Source organism: Variovorax sp. UC74_104 (genome assembly GCF_044055375.1).
GTDB lineage: Bacteria > Pseudomonadota > Gammaproteobacteria > Burkholderiales > Burkholderiaceae_C > Variovorax.
The window spans coordinates 1,001,052-1,018,016 of the sequence record NZ_CP171978.1 but is presented as its reverse complement, the minus strand read 5'-3'; the positions used below and the strand labels follow the sequence as shown (position 1 = coordinate 1,018,016).

14 protein-coding genes are annotated in these 16,965 nt (G+C 68.9%); 4 read left to right on the top strand and 10 right to left on the bottom strand.

What is annotated here, in order from left to right; genetic code table 11:
* Positions 1-97: 97 nt before the first annotated feature.
* The 3 genes from lplT to ACHMXA_RS04890 all read left to right on the top strand — a co-directional run bounded on the left by lplT (position 98) and on the right by ACHMXA_RS04890 (position 2,908).
* Positions 98-1,402, top strand: coding sequence for a lysophospholipid transporter LplT (gene lplT, locus ACHMXA_RS04900; RefSeq protein ID WP_395318950.1), 1,305 nt, complete (start codon positions 98-100; stop codon positions 1,400-1,402).
* 112 nt (positions 1,403-1,514) lie between these two features.
* The gene (locus tag ACHMXA_RS04895; protein ID WP_176665700.1) at positions 1,515-2,408 is read left to right on the top strand and encodes a DMT family transporter; all 894 of its coding nucleotides are present in this window, start codon (positions 1,515-1,517) and stop codon (positions 2,406-2,408) included.
* Between the two features lie 11 nt (positions 2,409-2,419).
* Positions 2,420-2,908: a glutathione peroxidase gene (locus tag ACHMXA_RS04890; RefSeq protein ID WP_176665699.1), complete on the top strand. Its 489-nt coding sequence runs from the start codon at positions 2,420-2,422 to the stop codon at positions 2,906-2,908.
* A 19-nt stretch (positions 2,909-2,927) separates the two neighbouring features.
* On the opposite strand, the gene ACHMXA_RS04885 is transcribed toward ACHMXA_RS04890, so the two are convergent.
* The 9 genes from ACHMXA_RS04885 to ACHMXA_RS04845 form a co-directional block, all read right to left on the bottom strand.
* Positions 2,928-3,368: a carboxypeptidase regulatory-like domain-containing protein gene (locus tag ACHMXA_RS04885; protein ID WP_395318947.1), complete on the bottom strand. Its 441-nt coding sequence runs from the start codon at positions 3,366-3,368 to the stop codon at positions 2,928-2,930.
* Between the two features lie 101 nt (positions 3,369-3,469).
* The gene (glcF, locus tag ACHMXA_RS04880) at positions 3,470-4,708 is read right to left on the bottom strand and encodes a glycolate oxidase subunit GlcF (RefSeq protein ID WP_395318945.1); all 1,239 of its coding nucleotides are present in this window, start codon (positions 4,706-4,708) and stop codon (positions 3,470-3,472) included.
* Between the two features lie 17 nt (positions 4,709-4,725).
* Positions 4,726-5,835, bottom strand: a complete 1,110-nt coding sequence (gene glcE, locus ACHMXA_RS04875; RefSeq protein WP_395318942.1) for a glycolate oxidase subunit GlcE — start codon at positions 5,833-5,835, stop codon at positions 4,726-4,728.
* A 298-nt stretch (positions 5,836-6,133) separates the two neighbouring features.
* The gene (locus tag ACHMXA_RS04870) at positions 6,134-7,636 is read right to left on the bottom strand and encodes an FAD-linked oxidase C-terminal domain-containing protein (RefSeq protein ID WP_395318940.1); all 1,503 of its coding nucleotides are present in this window, start codon (positions 7,634-7,636) and stop codon (positions 6,134-6,136) included.
* Between the two features lie 130 nt (positions 7,637-7,766).
* Positions 7,767-8,651, bottom strand: coding sequence for a LysR substrate-binding domain-containing protein (locus ACHMXA_RS04865; protein ID WP_295983498.1), 885 nt, complete (start codon positions 8,649-8,651; stop codon positions 7,767-7,769).
* Positions 8,652-8,671: 20 nt separating this feature from the next.
* Entirely contained in the window at positions 8,672-9,604 is a 933-nt protein-coding gene (locus tag ACHMXA_RS04860; RefSeq protein WP_395318938.1) for an SMP-30/gluconolactonase/LRE family protein, read from the bottom strand.
* 196 nt (positions 9,605-9,800) lie between these two features.
* Positions 9,801-11,237 carry an ammonium transporter gene (locus tag ACHMXA_RS04855; RefSeq protein WP_176665692.1) on the bottom strand — a complete coding sequence of 479 codons (1,437 nt, stop codon included), beginning with the start codon at positions 11,235-11,237 and terminating at the stop codon, positions 9,801-9,803.
* 29 nt (positions 11,238-11,266) lie between these two features.
* Positions 11,267-11,605: a P-II family nitrogen regulator gene (gene glnK, locus ACHMXA_RS04850; protein WP_007833403.1), complete on the bottom strand. Its 339-nt coding sequence runs from the start codon at positions 11,603-11,605 to the stop codon at positions 11,267-11,269.
* A gap of 67 nt (positions 11,606-11,672) precedes the next feature.
* The gene (locus ACHMXA_RS04845) at positions 11,673-12,551 is read right to left on the bottom strand and encodes a TorF family putative porin (protein ID WP_395318933.1); all 879 of its coding nucleotides are present in this window, start codon (positions 12,549-12,551) and stop codon (positions 11,673-11,675) included.
* Positions 12,552-12,765: 214 nt separating this feature from the next.
* Here ACHMXA_RS04845 and ACHMXA_RS04840 point away from each other — a divergent pair, with 214 nt between their 5' ends.
* Positions 12,766-14,310 carry a YifB family Mg chelatase-like AAA ATPase gene (locus tag ACHMXA_RS04840; RefSeq protein WP_395318931.1) on the top strand — a complete coding sequence of 515 codons (1,545 nt, stop codon included), beginning with the start codon at positions 12,766-12,768 and terminating at the stop codon, positions 14,308-14,310.
* Positions 14,311-14,363: 53 nt separating this feature from the next.
* On the opposite strand, the gene ACHMXA_RS04835 is transcribed toward ACHMXA_RS04840, so the two are convergent.
* On the bottom strand, positions 14,364-16,943 hold the full coding sequence (locus ACHMXA_RS04835) for a hypothetical protein (RefSeq protein WP_395318929.1): 2,580 nt from the start codon (positions 16,941-16,943) through the stop codon (positions 14,364-14,366).
* Positions 16,944-16,965 lie beyond the last annotated feature (22 nt).

Genomic DNA, 16,965 nt, shown 5'->3' with positions numbered 1-16,965 from the left:
GCACCCCCGTGCTATAACCGCCCATTCGCCCTCTTGGCGACACTTTTTCACTACCGCCAGCAGACCCGATCAGCGTCTCTGGCCAGCCAGCCCATCGATGAAGCGCGGTTTCTACACGATCATGTCGGCCCAGTTCTTTTCGTCACTGGCCGACCAAGCGCTTTTCGTTGTTGCGGTCGATCTCATGCGAAGTTCGGGCGCGCCCGAATGGCAGCGCGCGGCGCTGGTGCCGATCTTCGCGGTCTTCTATGTAGTGCTGGCGCCGCTGGTGGGCGCCTTCGCCGACGCCCTGCCCAAGGGCAAGGTGATGTTCATCAGCAATGCCATCAAGGTGGTGGGCTGCGTGATGATGCTCTTCGGCTCGCACCCGCTGCTTTCCTATTCGATCGTCGGCCTGGGCGCGGCGGCCTACTCGCCGGCCAAGTACGGCATCCTGACCGAGCTGCTGCCGGCGTCGCAGCTGGTGAAGGCCAACGGCTGGATCGAGGGGCTGACCATCGCGTCGATCCTGCTGGGCATCGTGCTGGGCGGCTCGCTGGTGGGACATGCCATTTCCAGCAAGCTGCTGGCCTTCGATCTCCCGTTCATCGACACCGGCATCGATACGCCGGCCGAGGCGGCCATCGCGGTACTGATCTTCGTCTACGTGCTGGCGGCCTGGTTCAACACGCGCATTCCGCACACCGGGGTCGAGATGCGCCCGCTGCGTTCCAACCCCGAGCACGGCCTGGCGCGCAACATCGCCGCGCTGCTGCCTGACTTCTGGCACTGCAACGCCCGCCTGTGGCGCGACCGCCTCGGCCAGATCTCTCTGGCCACTACCACCCTCTTCTGGGGCGCGGGCGGCAACCTCAAGTACATCGTGCTGGCCTGGGCCTCGCTGGCGCTGGGCTACAACACCACGCAGGCCTCGGCGCTGACGGGCGTGGTGACGATCGGTACGGCCGTGGGAGCCATCGTCGCCTCGATGCGCATGCGGCTGGACATGGCAACGGGCGTGATTCCCATGGGCATCGCGATGGGCCTGATGGTGATCTGCATGAACCTCATCGGCAACGTGTGGCTGGCGGTGCCGTTCCTGATCCTGCTGGGCGGCCTGGGCGGCTTCCTGGTGGTGCCGATGAACGCGCTGCTGCAGCACCGCGGCCACAACCTGATGGGCGCGGGCCGCTCCATCGCGGTGCAGAACTTCAACGAGCAGGCCTGCATCCTCCTGCTCGGCGGCTTCTACAGCGTGTGCACCGGCCTGGGCCTGTCGGCCTACGGCGCGATCACCGCCTTCGGCCTGGTGGTGGCCGGCTGCATGTGGATCATCAAGCGCTGGCACGAGAACAACCTCAAGAAGTATCCCGAGGAAGTCGAGCACCTGCTCGCCATCGCCCGCAGCGATAAACATCATTGACCTCCCCCAGGCTGCGCGCACTTCGTGTCGCTGCGCCAACCCCCTCGCCGGGGCGACACCGGAGGCCCGGCGAAGCCGGTTCCTCGGTGTCCCTGAAATAACTCGCGCTCCCATGCCAGCACTCGCCCTGCTACTGAACGCCTTCGTCTGGGGCGTCTCCTGGTTTCCCTTCCGCCAGATCGCGGGCCACGGCCTGCATCCGCTGTGGACCACCTGCCTGATCTACCTGGCCATCGCCGTCCCGATGGGTGTGCTGCGTCGGCATGCCTGGAAAGGCTTCGCGGCCTTTCCGATGCTGGTGGTGCTGGGTCTCGCCGCCGGCTTCACCAACGTGGGCTTCAACTGGGCCGTGACGCAGGGCGACGTGGTGCGCGTGGTGCTTCTCTTCTACCTGATGCCGCTGTGGAGCGTGCTGCTGGCCTGGCTGCTGCTCGGCGAGCGGCCCACCGGCGGTGCGCTGGCGCGGGTGGCACTCGCGCTCACCGGCGTGGCGGTGGTGCTGAAGGCGCCCGGCACCGACTGGCCGGTGCCGTCGAGCCTGCCCGACTGGCTGGGCGTGGCGGCGGGCTTCGGCTTCGCAGTCACCAACATCGCGCTTCGCCACCTGCGGCAGGCGCCGGGCGAGTCGCGCGCGCTGGCGATGTTCTGCGGCTGCGCCTTCGTGGCCGGCGTCGCGGCGCTGGGCGGCACCGCGCTCGGCGCGTTCGATTCGCCACTGCGCGCCTCGTCCGGCTGGCTCGGCTGGGCCGCGCTGCTGGGCACGGCCTTCGTCCTCGCCAACGTGTGCCTGCAGTACGGCGCGGCGCGGCTCGCGGCCTCCACGACCTCGGTGATCATGCTGTCGGAGGTGCTGTTCGCGAGCGTCTCCTCCGTGGCACTGGGCGCGGCGGCGATGGAGCCGCGCATCCTCGTGGGCGGCTCGCTGATCGTGCTCGGCGCCGTCTGGGCGGCGTTTGCGCGAACGCCCGTGCAGCGCGATGATCGCGCCTCTTCGTCTCCCACCTGAGGAAAAACAGCATGGCCAGCGTCTACGATTTCGAAGCCAACCTGATCGACGGCAAGCCGGTGAAGCTCTCCACCTTCAAGGGCAAGGTGCTGCTGATCGTCAACACCGCCAGCAAGTGCGGCTTCACGCCGCAGTTCGCGGGCCTGGAGGCGCTGCACGAGAAGTACGCCGACAAGGGCCTCGCGGTGCTGGGCTTCCCCTCCAACCAGTTCGGCGGCCAGGACCCGGGCACCAACGAGGAGATCGGCGCCTTCTGCACGAAGAACTACGGCGTGAGCTTCCCGATGATGGAGAAGATCGACGTGAACGGCAGCAATGCCGCGCCGCTCTACCAGTGGCTCACGAAGGAAAAGCCGGGCCTTCTGGGCAGTACGGCCATCAAGTGGAACTTCACGAAGTTCCTCATCGGCCGCGACGGCACGGTGCTCAAGCGCTACGCGCCGCTGGACACGCCGGCCTCGCTGGAGCGCGACGTCGAGGCCGCGCTGGCCGCGGCCTGAGCGACCATCCTCAGCCCCGTCAGAACCTGAAATCGGCCGTCTTCGGCCCGCCGCCCACCGTCACAGTCTGGCTCTTCACCGCGCCGCCGGGCGCCGCGACGTCGATCACGTAGCGTCCATTGGGCACGTCGACCAGGCAGACCGGGCCGCTCGCACGGAATGCCAGCGCGGAGGCGCTGCCGGCGTCGCCGCCCTTGATGGTCACGTCGACGTTGGCCAGATAGGCGCCGTCGGCACGTGCGAACAGCAGCGCGAGCGGGTGCTCCTTCATGGCCGCGCGCATCGCCGTCGATTCGTCGGAGCCGATGCCGCCGCACACGTAGCGCGCCGCGCCGGCGCCCTGCCACTGGGGCATGGCACCCTGGGCCTGCGCAGCCATCGCGCCGCCCGCGCAGAGGCAGGCCAGCAGCACGCGACGCAGCGTGGCGGAGGTAGTGGATGCAGGCAGAAGATGGGACATGGCGCTTTCTCCTTGCAGATTCGGTGCAGCCATGATGCGCCGCGGACCGGCGCCGTGCGAGTCGGACCAGCCCCCTCAGCCTTGTCCGACGATGCCTGCGATCAGCCCTTGCCGGGCGCCAGCGCCGCGTCCAGCAGCTCCACCCAGTGCCGCACAGGCGTATCGACGCTGCCGCTTTGCAGGTGCGTGATGCAGCCGATGTTGGCGGAGGCGATCACCGACGGGCGAAGCTGCTTCAGGTGCCCCAGCTTGCGGTCGCGCAGCGGGTAGGCCAGTTCGGGCTGCAGCACCGAATACGTGCCGGCCGAGCCGCAGCACAGGTGCGATTCGTTCATCGCCACGCGCATGTCGAAGCCCAGCGCGCGCAGGTGCGTCTCGACGCCGCCGCGCAGCTTCTGGCCGTGCTGCAGCGTGCACGGCGGGTGGTAGGCCACCACGCCTTCGGGCGCCTTCACGCGGGTCTTCAGCGCAGGCACGATGTCGGGCAGCAGTTCGCTCAGGTCACGCGTGAGTTCGCTGATGCGCGCGGCCTTCAGCGCATAGGCCGCGTCGTGCTGCAGCATGTGGCCGTACTCGCGCACGGTGACGCCGCAGCCCGAGGCATTCATGACGATGGCCTCGACCTCGTCGCGCTCCACGAACGGCCACCACGCGTCGATGTTGGCGCGCATCTGCGCCTTGCCGCCTTCCTGGTCGTTCAGGTGGAACTTCACCGCGCCGCAGCAGCCGGCCTCGGGCGCGATCACCGCCTGGATGCCGGCCGCGTCGAGCACGCGCGCGGTGGCAGCGTTGATGTTGGGCATCATCGACGGCTGCACGCAGCCCGCGAGCATCAGCACCTTGCGCGCATGCGTGGCGGTAGGCCATGCGCCGGCTTCCTGCTTCGCGGGCACCTTGGCCTTCAGCGCCTCGGGCAGCAGGCCGCGCACCGATTGGCCCAGCTTCATCGCAGGGCCGAAGAGCGGCGACGGCAGGCCTTCCTTGAGCACCCAGCGCTGCGCGGATTCCATCGCGGGGCGCGGCACCTTCTCGTCGACGATTTTTCGGCCGATGTCGACCAGGTGGCCGTACTGCACGCCGCTCGGGCAGGTGCTCTCGCAGTTGCGGCAGGTGAGGCAGCGGTCGAGGTGAAGCTGCGTGCTGCGCGTGGGCGCCTTGCCTTCGAGCACCTGCTTGATGAGGTAGATGCGCCCGCGCGGACCGTCGAGCTCGTCGCCGAGCAGCTGGTAGGTCGGGCAGGTGGCGGTGCAGAAGCCGCAGTGCACGCACTTGCGCAGGATGGCCTCGGCCTCGCGGCCTTCGTCGGTGCCTCTGAATTCGGGGGCGAGCTCGGTTTGCATGTCTTCTGTTCTTGTTCTCAGTTGGCGGGTAGCAGGCGGCCGCGGTTGAAGATGCCGTGCGGATCGAACTCGCGCATCAGCGCGCGCTGGATGCGCTCGACCGGCGCGCTCAGTGCATCGAATCGCGGCACCCCTTCGGGCATGCCCGAACCCGGCAGCCGGAACAGCGTCGCATGACCGCCGGCCGCGCGAGCGATCTCGCGGATGCGCGCGGCCTGCGAGGCCGGCGCCTTGTACCAGCGCTGGCCGCCGTGCCATTCGATCAGCGGCGCAGCGCCGTCGACGGAGAGCACGGGCGCGGTCTGCGGCACCGACACGCGCCAGAGCGCGTCGGAGCCCTCGCCGGTTGCGAACCATGGCAGTTGCTGGTCGCGCAGCGATTGCCAGTCGGCCGCGGCGCGCGCGTTGTCCTTGCGCTCGCCGCCCAAGTGCTCGCACGCGGCTTCCACGGCCGCGACCGCACCGCGCAGCCGCAGGTAGAGCGTGCCGGTGCCGGCGTATTCGAACCAGCAGCTCGCGTTCAGCGGCAGCGGCCGGCCGCCCCACTCGTTGAGCAGCCTCAGCGCATCGGCCTGGCTGCAGGCGAACTCCAGCGTGGCCTCGGCGGGCGGCACCGGCAGCACCTTGAGGCTGACTTCGGCGATCACGCCCAGCGTGCCGAGCGAGCCGGCGAGCACACGCGAAACGTCGTAGCCCGCGACGTTCTTCATCACCTGGCCGCCGAAGCTCAGCACCTCGCCACGGCCGTTGACCAGCGTGGCGCCGAGCACGTAGTCGCGCACCGAGCCCACGCTGGCGCGCGCCGGTCCGCTGAGTCCCGCGGCGACCATGCCGCCCACGGTGCCACCGCTGTCGAAGCACGGCGGCTCGAAGGGCAGGCACTGGCCCTTCTCCGCGAGTGCCGCTTCGAGCTCAGCCAGCGGCGTGCCCGCGCGCACGGTGACGACCAGCTCGCTCGGCTCGTAGCTGGTGATGCCGGCGAGCGGGCGCATGTCGAGCAGTTCGCCCTGCGGCGCCTCGCCGTAGAAATCCTTCGTTCCGCCGCCGCGGATGCACAGCGGCGTGGCGTCTGCAGCTGCGGCACGAATTCGCTCGACTATGTGGTTCAGTGGGGTGTCGATGCTCATCGTGGGCTCTGTCTTTGAAGTCGTTGTTCGGGGTGCGTGCGCAGGCCACCGGGTGCTCCCCTCCGCGAATGTCCCCCGCCTTCGGCTCCTCCTTTATTTCGCTGCGGGGAGCACCCGGCGCCCTGCGCACAACGAGCACTCTGCGCATGCCGATGGTTCAGGCGCCCTGCTGAACGATCACGACGATGGGGTGCCTTGCGCAGCGAAATAAAGGAGGAGGCCGAAGGCCGGGGGACATTCGCGGAGCAAGGTACCCCGTCGGCGTGATCGCGCCCCGAAAGAGAAAAGCCGGCCTTCATCAGAACCTCGACAGATCGGAATGCGGCAGCCTGCCGCCACGCACCACCTGCTTGCCGTACTCGGCGCAGCGCTGCAGCGTGGGAATCACCTTGCCGGGGTTCAGCATGCCCTCGGGGTCGAAGGCGCGCTTCACGCCGAACATCTGCTCGTTCTCGGCCGCCGTGAACTGCACGCACATGCTGTTGAGCTTTTCGACCCCCACACCGTGCTCACCGGAGACGGTGCCGCCCATCGCGACGCTGGTCTCCAGGATGTCGGCGCCGAAGAGCTCGCAGCGGTGCAGCTCGTCGGGGTCGTTGGCGTCGAACAGCACCAGCGGGTGAAGGTTGCCGTCGCCCGCGTGGAAGACGTTGCAGCAGCGCAGGTCGTACTTCTTCTCCATCTCCTGGATGGCCAGCAGGATGTCGGCCAGGCGCTTGCGCGGGATGGTCGAGTCGAGGCACATGTAGTCGGGGCTGATGCGGCCCGAGGCGGGAAAAGCGTTCTTGCGCCCGCTCCAGAACCTCATGCGTTCCTCTTCGCTGCTGCTGCAGGCGATGGCGGTGGCGCCCGAGGCGCGCAGCACGGCGGTCATGCGGCCGATCTCTTCTTCCACCTCCTCGGGCGTGCCGTCGGATTCGCACAGCAGGATGGCGGCGGCGTCGAGGTCGTAGCCGGCGCGCACGAAGTCTTCGACCGCGGCGGTCATGGGCTTGTCCATCATCTCCAGCCCGGCGGGAATGATGCCGGCCGCGATCACCGCGGCCACCGCGTCGCCGGCTTTGCGCACATCGTCGAAGCTGGCCATGATGCAGCGCGCGAGCTGCGGCTTGGGAACCAGCTTGACGGTGACCTCGGTGGTGACGGCCAGCATGCCTTCGCTGCCGATGACCAGCGCGAGCAGGTCGAGCCCCGGCGCATCGAGCGCCTCGCCGCCGAACTCGACCGGCTCGCCCTCGGCCGTGAAGCCGCGCACCCGCATCACGTTGTGCAGCGTGAGCCCGTACTTGAGGCAGTGCACGCCGCCCGAGTTCTCTGCCACGTTGCCGCCGATGGTGCAGGCGATCTGGCTCGACGGATCGGGGGCGTAGTAGAGGTTGAAGGGCGCGGCCGCCTCGCTGATGGCGAGGTTGCGCACGCCGCACTGGACCACGGCCGTGCGGCTGACCGGATCGATCTTCAGGATGCGGTTGAATCGCGCGAGCGACAGCGTCACGCCCATGGTGTGGGGCATGGCGCCGCCCGAAAGCCCGGTGCCCGCGCCGCGCGCCACCACCGGCACGCCGAGCTGGTGGCAGGTCTTGAGCACGGCGGCGACCTGCGCCTCGGTCTCGGGCAGGGCCACCACCAGCGGGCGGGCACGGTAGGCGGTGAGGCCGTCGCACTCGTAGGGAGTGGTGTCCTCGTCGTGCCAGATCAGCGCGTGGGCCGGCAGGTGCGCCTGCAGCGCGCGGACGATCTGCGCCTGGCGCTGCGTTTTCTGTAGCGAATCGTGTTGCGTGGGGGTCAGCGGCGCGTTCATGCGGCGGCCTCTTTTCTTTCTTGCTCGCGGGATGTCTCGTGTTTACCGCACTCTACGGACATTCCGGGGGGTCCCGGGTTGAGGGTTTTTTGCCGTGCGCTTGAAAGAACTTCGCGCCGGGCCGTCCGGTTCAGCGCAGGCTCTGCCCCAGCCAGTCGGCAAAAGCCGCGCACTCCCAGCGCTCCAGCGTGCCCGGCTGCCAGCAGATGTAGTGCCGGTGCGGCGAGGTCACGGCCTGGTCGGACAGCGCCACCAGCCGCCCCGATTCGAACCACTCCGCACCGAGCTTCTGCCGCACCAGCGCCACGCCGAAGCCGCTGGCGGCCGCGTCGTACATGAGCCCCAGGTCGTTGAACTGCGAGCCGATGGCGGGCTCGGGCTGGTCGATGCCGCAGCTCGCGAACCAGGTGCCCCAGGGTTCGAGCGGGCTGCGGATCAGACGCGCGGCGGCGATCTCGGCCGCGCTGCGGAAGCCCGTGAAGGGACCGAACTCGTTGAGGTAGCTCGGGCTGCAGGCGGGCACCACCTGCTCCTCGATCAGCAGCCGGTGCTCGCAGTCGGCATAGCCGCCGGGGCCGTAGCGCACTTCGAGATCAGCCTGTTCAGCCGTCACGTCGAGCAGCGGGATCGACACCTGCAGCACCAGCTCGATGTCGGGATAGATGTTGCGGAACAGCTCCAGCCTCGGCATGAGGAACTGCCGGCTGAAGGTGGGCGTGACCGCGATGCGCAGCCGCGTGGCGCGCTGCGCGGCACTGCCGCCCAGAGGCGTCGCCTGGAGAGCGGCGAGCCCCGTTCGCACGTTCGCGAGATAGGCGGCACCGTCGGCCGTGAGGCTGAAGTCGCCGCGCCCGAAGAGCTTGAAGCCGACGTGCGATTCGAGCTGCCGGATGCGGTGGCTCACCGCGCTGGGCGTGACGCACAGCTCGTCGGCCGCGCGGCCCGCGTGGCGCAGCCGGGCCACCGCCTCGAAGGTCAGCAGGCACTGGATCGGCGGGATGTGCTGCAGGGCCATGCGCGCCCGAAGCTCCGCTCTCAGTCCGCGAAGAAGCTGACGGGCAGGCCGGGCGTGTCGACCCGCGTCGAGATCACCGTGCCCGAGGCGGGCCGCTGCGCGATCTCGGCGGCGGGCCTGCCCTTGCGGCCGCTGGTGACGAACAGCGTCTTCAGGTCGTCGCCGCCGAAGCAGGGCATGGTCGGGCACTGCACGGGCACGGGCACCGAGGCGACGATCTCGCCAGTGGGCGCGAAGCGCAGCAGCTGTGCGCCTTCGAACATCGCCACCCAGTAGTGGCCCTGTGCGTCGACGGTGGCGCCGTCGGGGCGGCCCTGGTAGCCCAGCGGCGCATCGACGGTCCAGCCCTCGGGCTTGGCGTCGAACTGGTGGAACACGCGGGCGTGCGAGAGCGAATTGGCCTCGGCGTCCCAGTCCCATGCGCAGACCACGTGCGCGGCGGTGTCGGCCCAGTAGAGGGTGCGCGCGTCGGGCGAGAAGGCCAGGCCGTTGGCGGTGGTGGACTCGTTGGCCATCTGCGTGAGCGTGGGCGAGACATCGGTGTCGGGGCGCGCGTCGAAGCAGTAGAGCGCGGCGTTGGCGCGGTCTTTCGCCTCGTTGAGCGAACCGCCCCAGAAGCGGCCCAGCGGGTCGCACTTGCCGTCGTTGAAGCGCATGGTGCGCACGTCGTGCTCCACGCGCGCCATCGCGACCAGCTCGCCACCCCATTCGCGGGCGCGGTAGATGCCGTCGCGCAGCGCGATCACGAGGCCGCCGCTGCGCGCGGGCGCCATGCAGCCGGGCTCGGTGGGCAGGGGCCAGCGCTCGACCTTCGCGCCCGGCGATCCGATCTCGCCGCGCGTGCGCAGCACGGCACGGCCGGGAATGTCGAGCCAGTAGAGCGATCGTTCTTCGGGATGCCAGAACGGCGATTCGCCGAGCTCGCAGAGGCTGTCTTCGATGGAGGTCCACATGGTGGCGAGATTTTGCTCCCGCCCGCCGGGGCCCCGGACAAAAAAAAGCCCGCTGGCGCCGGAGCGCTCGCGGGCTGAACATCCAAAGGAGACCTCGCTTGAAAAACTCGTTACGAAGAATTCTTCTTCTTGTGGGTGGTGGTCATTCATTCGATGGCGGGGGCTGCCCGAAGGCAGGTCCCGCCAAGGGAGAAGATCAGCGGTTGTAGGCGGTTTCGCCGTGGGAAGAGATGTCGAGGCCTTCGCGCTCTTCTTCTTCCGACACACGCAGGCCGAGGGTCAGGTCGGCGATCTTGTAGGCGATGAAGGCCACGACGCCAGACCACACGATCGTGAGCAGCACGCTCTTGATCTGGATCCAGACCTGTGCACCCATCGCGAAGGTGTCGGGGGTCGCGCCGCCGGTGCCGCCCAGGCCCTTGGCAGCGAACACGCCGGTCAGGATGGCACCCAGGATACCGCCCACGCCGTGGACGCCGAACACGTCGAACGCGTCGTCGGCACCGAGCATGCGCTTCAGGCCGCCCACACCCCACAGGCAGATCAGGCCGGCCAGCAGGCCCAGCACGATCGAACCCATCGGGCCGACGAAGCCGGCGGCGGGCGTGACGGCCACCAGGCCGGCGACGGCACCGGATGCTGCACCCAGCATCGAGGCCTTGCCCTTGTGCAGGCTCTCGCCCAGGATCCACGACAGGGCCGCGGCGGCGGTGGCGAGCACCGTGTTCACGAAGGCCAGGCCGGCGACGGCGTTGGCAGCACCGGCCGAGCCGGCGTTGAAGCCGAACCAGCCGACCCACAGCAGCGAAGCGCCGACCATGGTGAGCGTGAGCGAGTGAGGCGTGAAGGCTTCCTTGCCGTAGCCGACGCGCTTGCCGACCATGTAGGCGCCGACCAGGCCGGCCACACCGGCGTTGATGTGCACCACGGTGCCGCCGGCGAAGTCCAGCGCGCCGTCCTTGCCCAGCAGGCCGCCGCCCCACACGATGTGGGCGATCGGCACGTAGCTGAAGGTGAACCACAGCACCGAGAACAGCAGCACGGCCGAGAACTTGGCGCGTTCCGCGAAGGCGCCGACGATCAGCGCCACGGTGATGGCCGCGAAGGTGCCCTGGAAGGCGACGAACACGTATTCGGGAATCGTGGTCAGCGCGCCGAAGGTCTCCTGCGTGATGCCCTTCATGAAGATCTTGTCGAATCCTCCGAAGAAGTTGCCGTCACCCGAGAAGGCCAGGCTGTAGCCGTAGACGGCCCACAGGATGCTGATCAGCGAGAAGATCACGAAGACCTGCATCAGCACCGACAGCATGTTCTTCGAGCGGCCCAGGCCGCCATAGAACAGCGCGAGGCCGGGGATGGTCATCAGGATCACGAGAAGGGTCGAAGTCAGCATCCAGGCGGTGTCGCCGGAGTCGATCTTCGGAGCGGGGGCCGCGGGCGCGGCGGCGGGAGCAGCATCGGCGGCGGCCGGAGCTGCCGCTGCGGGCGCCGCAGCCGGAGCGGGCGCGGCGGCAGCGGGTGCCGACGCGGCCGGAGCCTCGGCCGTTGCCGCGGCGGGAGTCTGCGCGAAGCCGGTGGTACCGGCGGCCAGCACGCTCAAACCGAGCGCAAGAGAGACAAGCAGTTTTTTCATAGTCGTTGTTCTTTCGGGCCAGGACTCGATCAGAGGGCTTCGCGGCCCGTTTCGCCGGTGCGGATGCGAACGACCTGTTCGAGGTTGTAGACGAAGATCTTGCCGTCGCCGATCTTGCCGGTGCGTGCAGCGCCTTCCACCGCCTCGATCACGCGATCGACGAGGTCGTCGGAGACGGCCGCTTCGATCTTGACCTTGGGCAGGAAGTCGACCACGTATTCAGCGCCGCGGTAGAGCTCCGTGTGGCCCTTCTGGCGGCCGAAACCCTTCACCTCGGTGACGGTGATCCCCTGCACGCCGATGGCCGACAGCGCTTCGCGCACTTCGTCGAGCTTGAACGGTTTGATGATGGCTGTGACCAGCTTCATGAGTTTTCTCCTTCGGATGGAAATGAAGTGGCGCGGCAGCTTGGGCCGCGCCTCGTTGTAGTGCGGATTACAGCGTCTTCGTCAGCGTGACGATGAAGCGGGCCTTGTTCGGCGAGTAGTAGGTCGTGCCGAAGGTGCCGAAGCCGTAGTCGACGCCCGGGTTGCTCACCGCGAGGTACGAGTTCTTCTTGTTGGCGCCCTGCACCGAGCCGGTCAGCGACAGGCCGTTGCCGAAGTCGTAGCTCGCGCCGATGTTGTAGTCGACGTAGCTCTTGTAGCCCAGGCTGCGGATGTCGCTGGACATGTTGGTGAAGCCCACGGCTGCCTTGAGCGTGACCTTGGGCACGATCTCCTTGCTGTACGACAGGTTCAGGTAGCCGGTGTTCGTGCCCTTCAGGCCCGAGCCGGCCTTGTTGCCGGCGTAGCCGAAGTAGTCCTTCGACACGGTGTGCGAGTACTTGGCGGTGAAGGAGCCGAAGCTGTCGTTCGCGTAGGTGGCGCCGACGTACAGCTCGGTGGTGTTGCCGGCGGAGTTGCCCGGGTAGATGTAGGTGAGCGCACCCACGTCCATGTCCAGCGGGCCGGCCTTGAACTTGTAGCCGCCGTAGACGTCCATCTCGATGCTGTTGCCCTTGAGCCAGTTGACGCTGGAGTTCCAGTTGCCCACGTAGAAGCCGCTGTCGCCGAAGGCGTAGTCCAGGCCGCCCTGGATCGCGGGCTTGAAGCCCTTGGTCTTGGCGTAGTCGTTCTTGCCGATCATGTCCTGGTCCTGGCCACGGAACTTGTAGTTCGTGGTGATCGACACATTGCCCGTGAGGTTCGGAGCGGGAGCCGCAGCCGGTGCTGCTGCGGCGTCGGTCGTTGCAGTCTGCGCCAGGGCCGCGCCGGACGCGGTCAATGCGGTGGCCAGAACGATCAGCGCCTGGGCGGCGGTACGGTGCGTCATCAGGGAACTCCTCGAAGGTGTGTTGTGGGACCGAGGGGCTCAAAGCAGGGAGCGTGCCAAAGTGCACGAATCCCGGCCCTCGCAGCCCTCGCCCCGCCGCGGTTGAGAGCCAAATCGTTACAACCCCTGTTGCGAGTGGTTGCAGATGCACGGTGCGCCGCACCACCGCGGGAATGCCCAAAAAGTGCGCACCATCTTGGGGAGAGGGAGAAAAATGGGACTGTCTTTGGTGCAAAGCCGCGCCTTGCTGGGTCTTGAAGCGGCCAGTGTCACGGTAGAGGTGCATCTTGCGAACGGCCTGCCGAGCTTCACGCTAGTCGGCCTGGTCGAAACGGAGGTCAAGGAGGCGCGCGAGCGGGTGCGCTCGGCGCTTCAGAACGCGGGGCTGGAATTCCCCAACAACAAGCGCATCACGGTCAACCTGGCCCCGGCCGACCTGCCGAAGGATTCCGGACGCTTCGACCTGCCCATCGCCCTGGGCATCCTCGCGGCCAGCGGCCAGATCGACAACGCGAAGCTCGCCGGCCACGAATTCGCCGGGGAGCTCTCGCTGTCGGGCGAGCTCAGGCCCGTCCGCGGTGCGCTGGCCATGGCGCTGGCGCTGCACACGCGCGGCGTCGCGACGCGGCTGGTGCTGCCCCTGGAAAGTGCACAGGAGGCCGCGCTGGTCCCGGGCGGCGAGGTGTACGGCGCGAAGCACCTGCTGGACGTGGTGCGCCAGTTCGTGGCGACCGACGAGGAAGCCTCCCAGTTGCCCGACACCACGGACGACGGGTGGGCGCGCATCAACGCCGCGCCCGACACGAACCCGCCCCGCTACGCCGACCTCGCCGAAGTCAAGGGCCACACCGGCGTCAAGCGTGTGCTCGAGATCGCCGCGGCAGGCGGCCACAGCCTGCTGATGGTGGGCGAGCCGGGCTCGGGCAAGTCGATGCTCGCCCAGCGCTTCGCCGGCCTGCTGCCTGCGATGCACATCGACGAGGCGCTGGAAAGCGCCGCGGTGGCGAGCCTGGGCGGGCGCTTCGCGACCGAGCGCTGGCGCGTGAGGCCCACTTGTGCGCCGCACCACACTGCGAGCGCGGTGGCGCTGGTCGGAGGAGGCTCCCCGCCGCGCCCCGGAGAAATCTCGCGCGCGCACCACGGCGTCCTCTTCCTCGATGAGTTTCCCGAGTTCGCCCGATCCGCGCTCGAATCACTGCGCGAACCACTGGAGACCGGCACGATCACCATCGCCCGCGCCGCGCGGCGCGCCGAGTTCCCGGCGCGCTTCCAGCTCGTCGCGGCCATGAACCCCTGTCCCTGCGGCTATCTGGGCTCGTCATCGAGGCCCTGCCGCTGCACGCCGGAGCAGGTGTCGCGCTACCAGGGCAAGCTCAGCGGCCCGCTGCTCGACCGCATCGACCTGCACATCGAAGTGCCGCCGGTCTCGGCCCAGCTGCTGCTCGAAGCGCCCGCCGGCGAGCCGACCGACAGCATCCGAGAACGCGTCGTCGCCGCGCGCGAACGAGCAGTGCAGCGCCAGGGCCATGCCAACCAGTCGCTGCACGGCGCGGCCATCGACCGGCACGCGGCACTCGACGACGCGGCGCGCGCATTCATGTTCAACGCGGCGGCCAAGCTGGGCTGGTCCGCGCGCAGCACGCACCGGGCGCTGAAGGTGGCGCGGACGATTGCGGACCTGGCTGCGTCGGAGGCGGTGCAGGTGGGGCATCTGGCTGAAGCGGTGCAGTACCGGCGGGCGTTGCGCGGGGCCGCCTAGACGCCTAGAAGAAGGAAAAAGGAAGAAGAAGGAAAGGCTCACCGGCCCGGCCTTCAGCTCACCAGAGAATCGATCCACCGCGCCGCATAGGTCCCGCCCTGCTCGAAGTAGTGCGTGTGCGCGCCGATGCCCATGCACACGTCGTGCTCCGTTCCGCCCGGCGCCGCCGTGAAGGCCGGCGCCGGGTTCCACAGCGTCGCATGGCCGCCCACCGTGTCGATCGCCGGGGGCGGATCGCACCACAGCCAGCGGCCGACGTAGTCGCCGGTGGTGTACAGGTTGATCCAGCGGCTCGCGCCGACGTCGGAGGCGAGCGGGCCGCTGTTGCCCGGCGTCGTGGTCCGGCCCACCCATTCGTAGAGAAGAGGAAAGCGCGCCGCGTACAGCTGCCGCAGCGGGCAACCCGCCGTCAGCAGGTGGACCTTGCCCTGCAGTTGCGGCCACAGCCGCGTGACGCGATCGTCGATGCCGGCATCGGCCTGCCATTGCGCGCGGTGCTGCAGGTAGCGCAACAGTTCCGTGGAAATCACCGTGCCCTGGCTGTGCGCCACGATCACGATGCGGTCGTACTGCTGCGCCACGACGTGTTCGAGCAGAGCCACGTAGCGCGAGAAGATCCGCGCGCGCGGAATGGCCTGGCGCGGGAACTCGCGGAAATGGTTGTCCACGTCCAGCGCCACGTCGAGCGGCAGCCGCAGCCAGGGCACGTAGCGGGACAGCACGCCGCCGAAGGCCGAGAGCGCCGCGGCCGCGGTGGCGGCACTGAGCACCAGCGGCTTGAGCACGCTTTCCGACAACGGCCCGAACCATTCGATGTACGCGCCGCCGATCAGGTCCTTCGGCAGGATGCCGCAGCGCGCCAGCAGCAGCACCACGCCGACGATGGCGGCGACCACCACGCTGGTTGCCGCGAGCCCGGTGACGACGGCTTCGAGCCGGCGGTAGCCGCCGCTGAGCCAGCGCCCCAGGTTCTGCGCCGTGCCTACGCCGTTCCTGATTTCGGCGAGCACGCTGGGCACGAGCACCACGATCATGTAGAGCAGCAGCGCCAGCGTCAGGCCCGCGGCGAGCACGAAGGTCTCGGTGCTGCGGAGATAGCGCAGGTGCAGGAAGGTGGAGCCCTTGTCGAAGCAGCCCGAGGCCGCGTCGAAGATGAGCGGGCAATACGAAGTGCCCGCTGCGCCGAACTCCACCAGCGTGGTGAGCAGGGCCCAGATGGCCATCGAGAGCGCGACGAAGGAGGCCATCGACACCATCAGCCCCAGCCGCCCGGTCGCCACGCTGCCGCGCGCGGCATCGCCGTCGCGAGCCGCGATCTGGCCGAAGACGAACCACAGCAGGAAGGGCACGACTGCCGCGGCCCACCAGGCCACGATGCCCAGCAGCATGAATTCGAACGCGCGCATGCCGGCGCGCACCCAGTCGTGCAGGTCGAGCGGCTGCGTTCCGGGCACCAACGACTTCGCGATCAGGTGGCCCAGCAACAGCAGCGCGGTGGCCGCGAGGAAGATGAGCCCCACCGCGCGCACCGCCGGGAAGCGCGCAGCCGCCACTCGCAAGACGTAGTCGAACAGCAGCCCGAGCAGCGCCAGGCAGCCCAGGCCAACCACCCAGTGCGCCGGCACCCAGTGCAGCAGCGCCGTCGCGGCTATCGCGCAGGCTGCCGCAGCGAAGCGGTTCGCGGGCCGCGCGCCATGCCGGTAGCAGTACCACCACACCGCGAGCGCCGGCGCCGCCACGGCCAGTACCGTGCGCAACACGGCGGTGTGCGGCTGGGCCGCGCCCCAGGCGGCGATCAGCAGTCCGATCAGCAGCAGCTGCGAGAACAGGTTGGCCAGGAGGTTGGAAAAGGCCCAGTCCAGCCCTCGCTGCAGGTTCGCCAGCCATAGCCAGCGGCGCGGCGGCTTGCCGTCCGGCTGCCGCAGGCCGGCCCCGGCGCTCGCGCGGTCCACGGCGTCGCGTCCCAGCAGCGAGAGGCGGAACACGACGGTGAAGAGCTCGGTGACGATGCGCGGCAGCACGCCCGACAGCCGCGACAGGTCGGCCCAGTACATCTCGTGCACGTCCACGTGCTGCGGCGATGCGCCCGCGGCGGACGCGGTGCGGGTCATGCGGATGCGGGTGGCTTCGTAGGCCTCGTTGTCGGCGCCCTTCCACTTCGAGAGCAGGTAGTCGCTGAAGGCGATGCCCGCGTCGGCCGAGACCATGGCCCTTGGCGTGGGACCCTGCTCCCCGGCGCCGGCGGGCGCATCCGGCCGGCCATTGCCGACGATCCATTCATCGCGCACGAAGTCCGAGCGCAGCGATTGCTCGAAGGCCTTCCCTATCGAATCGGGTGCCTGCGCCGATGGCTGGACCCGCCGCGTCGAGCCCGGAGGCAGCGGCTTCGACGAGCGGTTGCCCGCCATCGCCTTCAGCGGCGGCACCGCCACGATGAAGCTGTCGCAGTCGCCATGGCTGTAACGGGCCTGCGGCGTGCCGGCATTCACCATCAGCGAGGCGATGGCGCGCGCGGTGTCCCCGGACTTCTGGTCCGCGACGCCATGGATGGCGATCACGGCCACGCGCTCCGAACGGCGCGCGGCGCCGGGCTCGGGCCGCTCTTCCTCTTTGCTGCTTGCTGTCGCGCTCATGGTCGTCCTCCTGCGCGCCGAT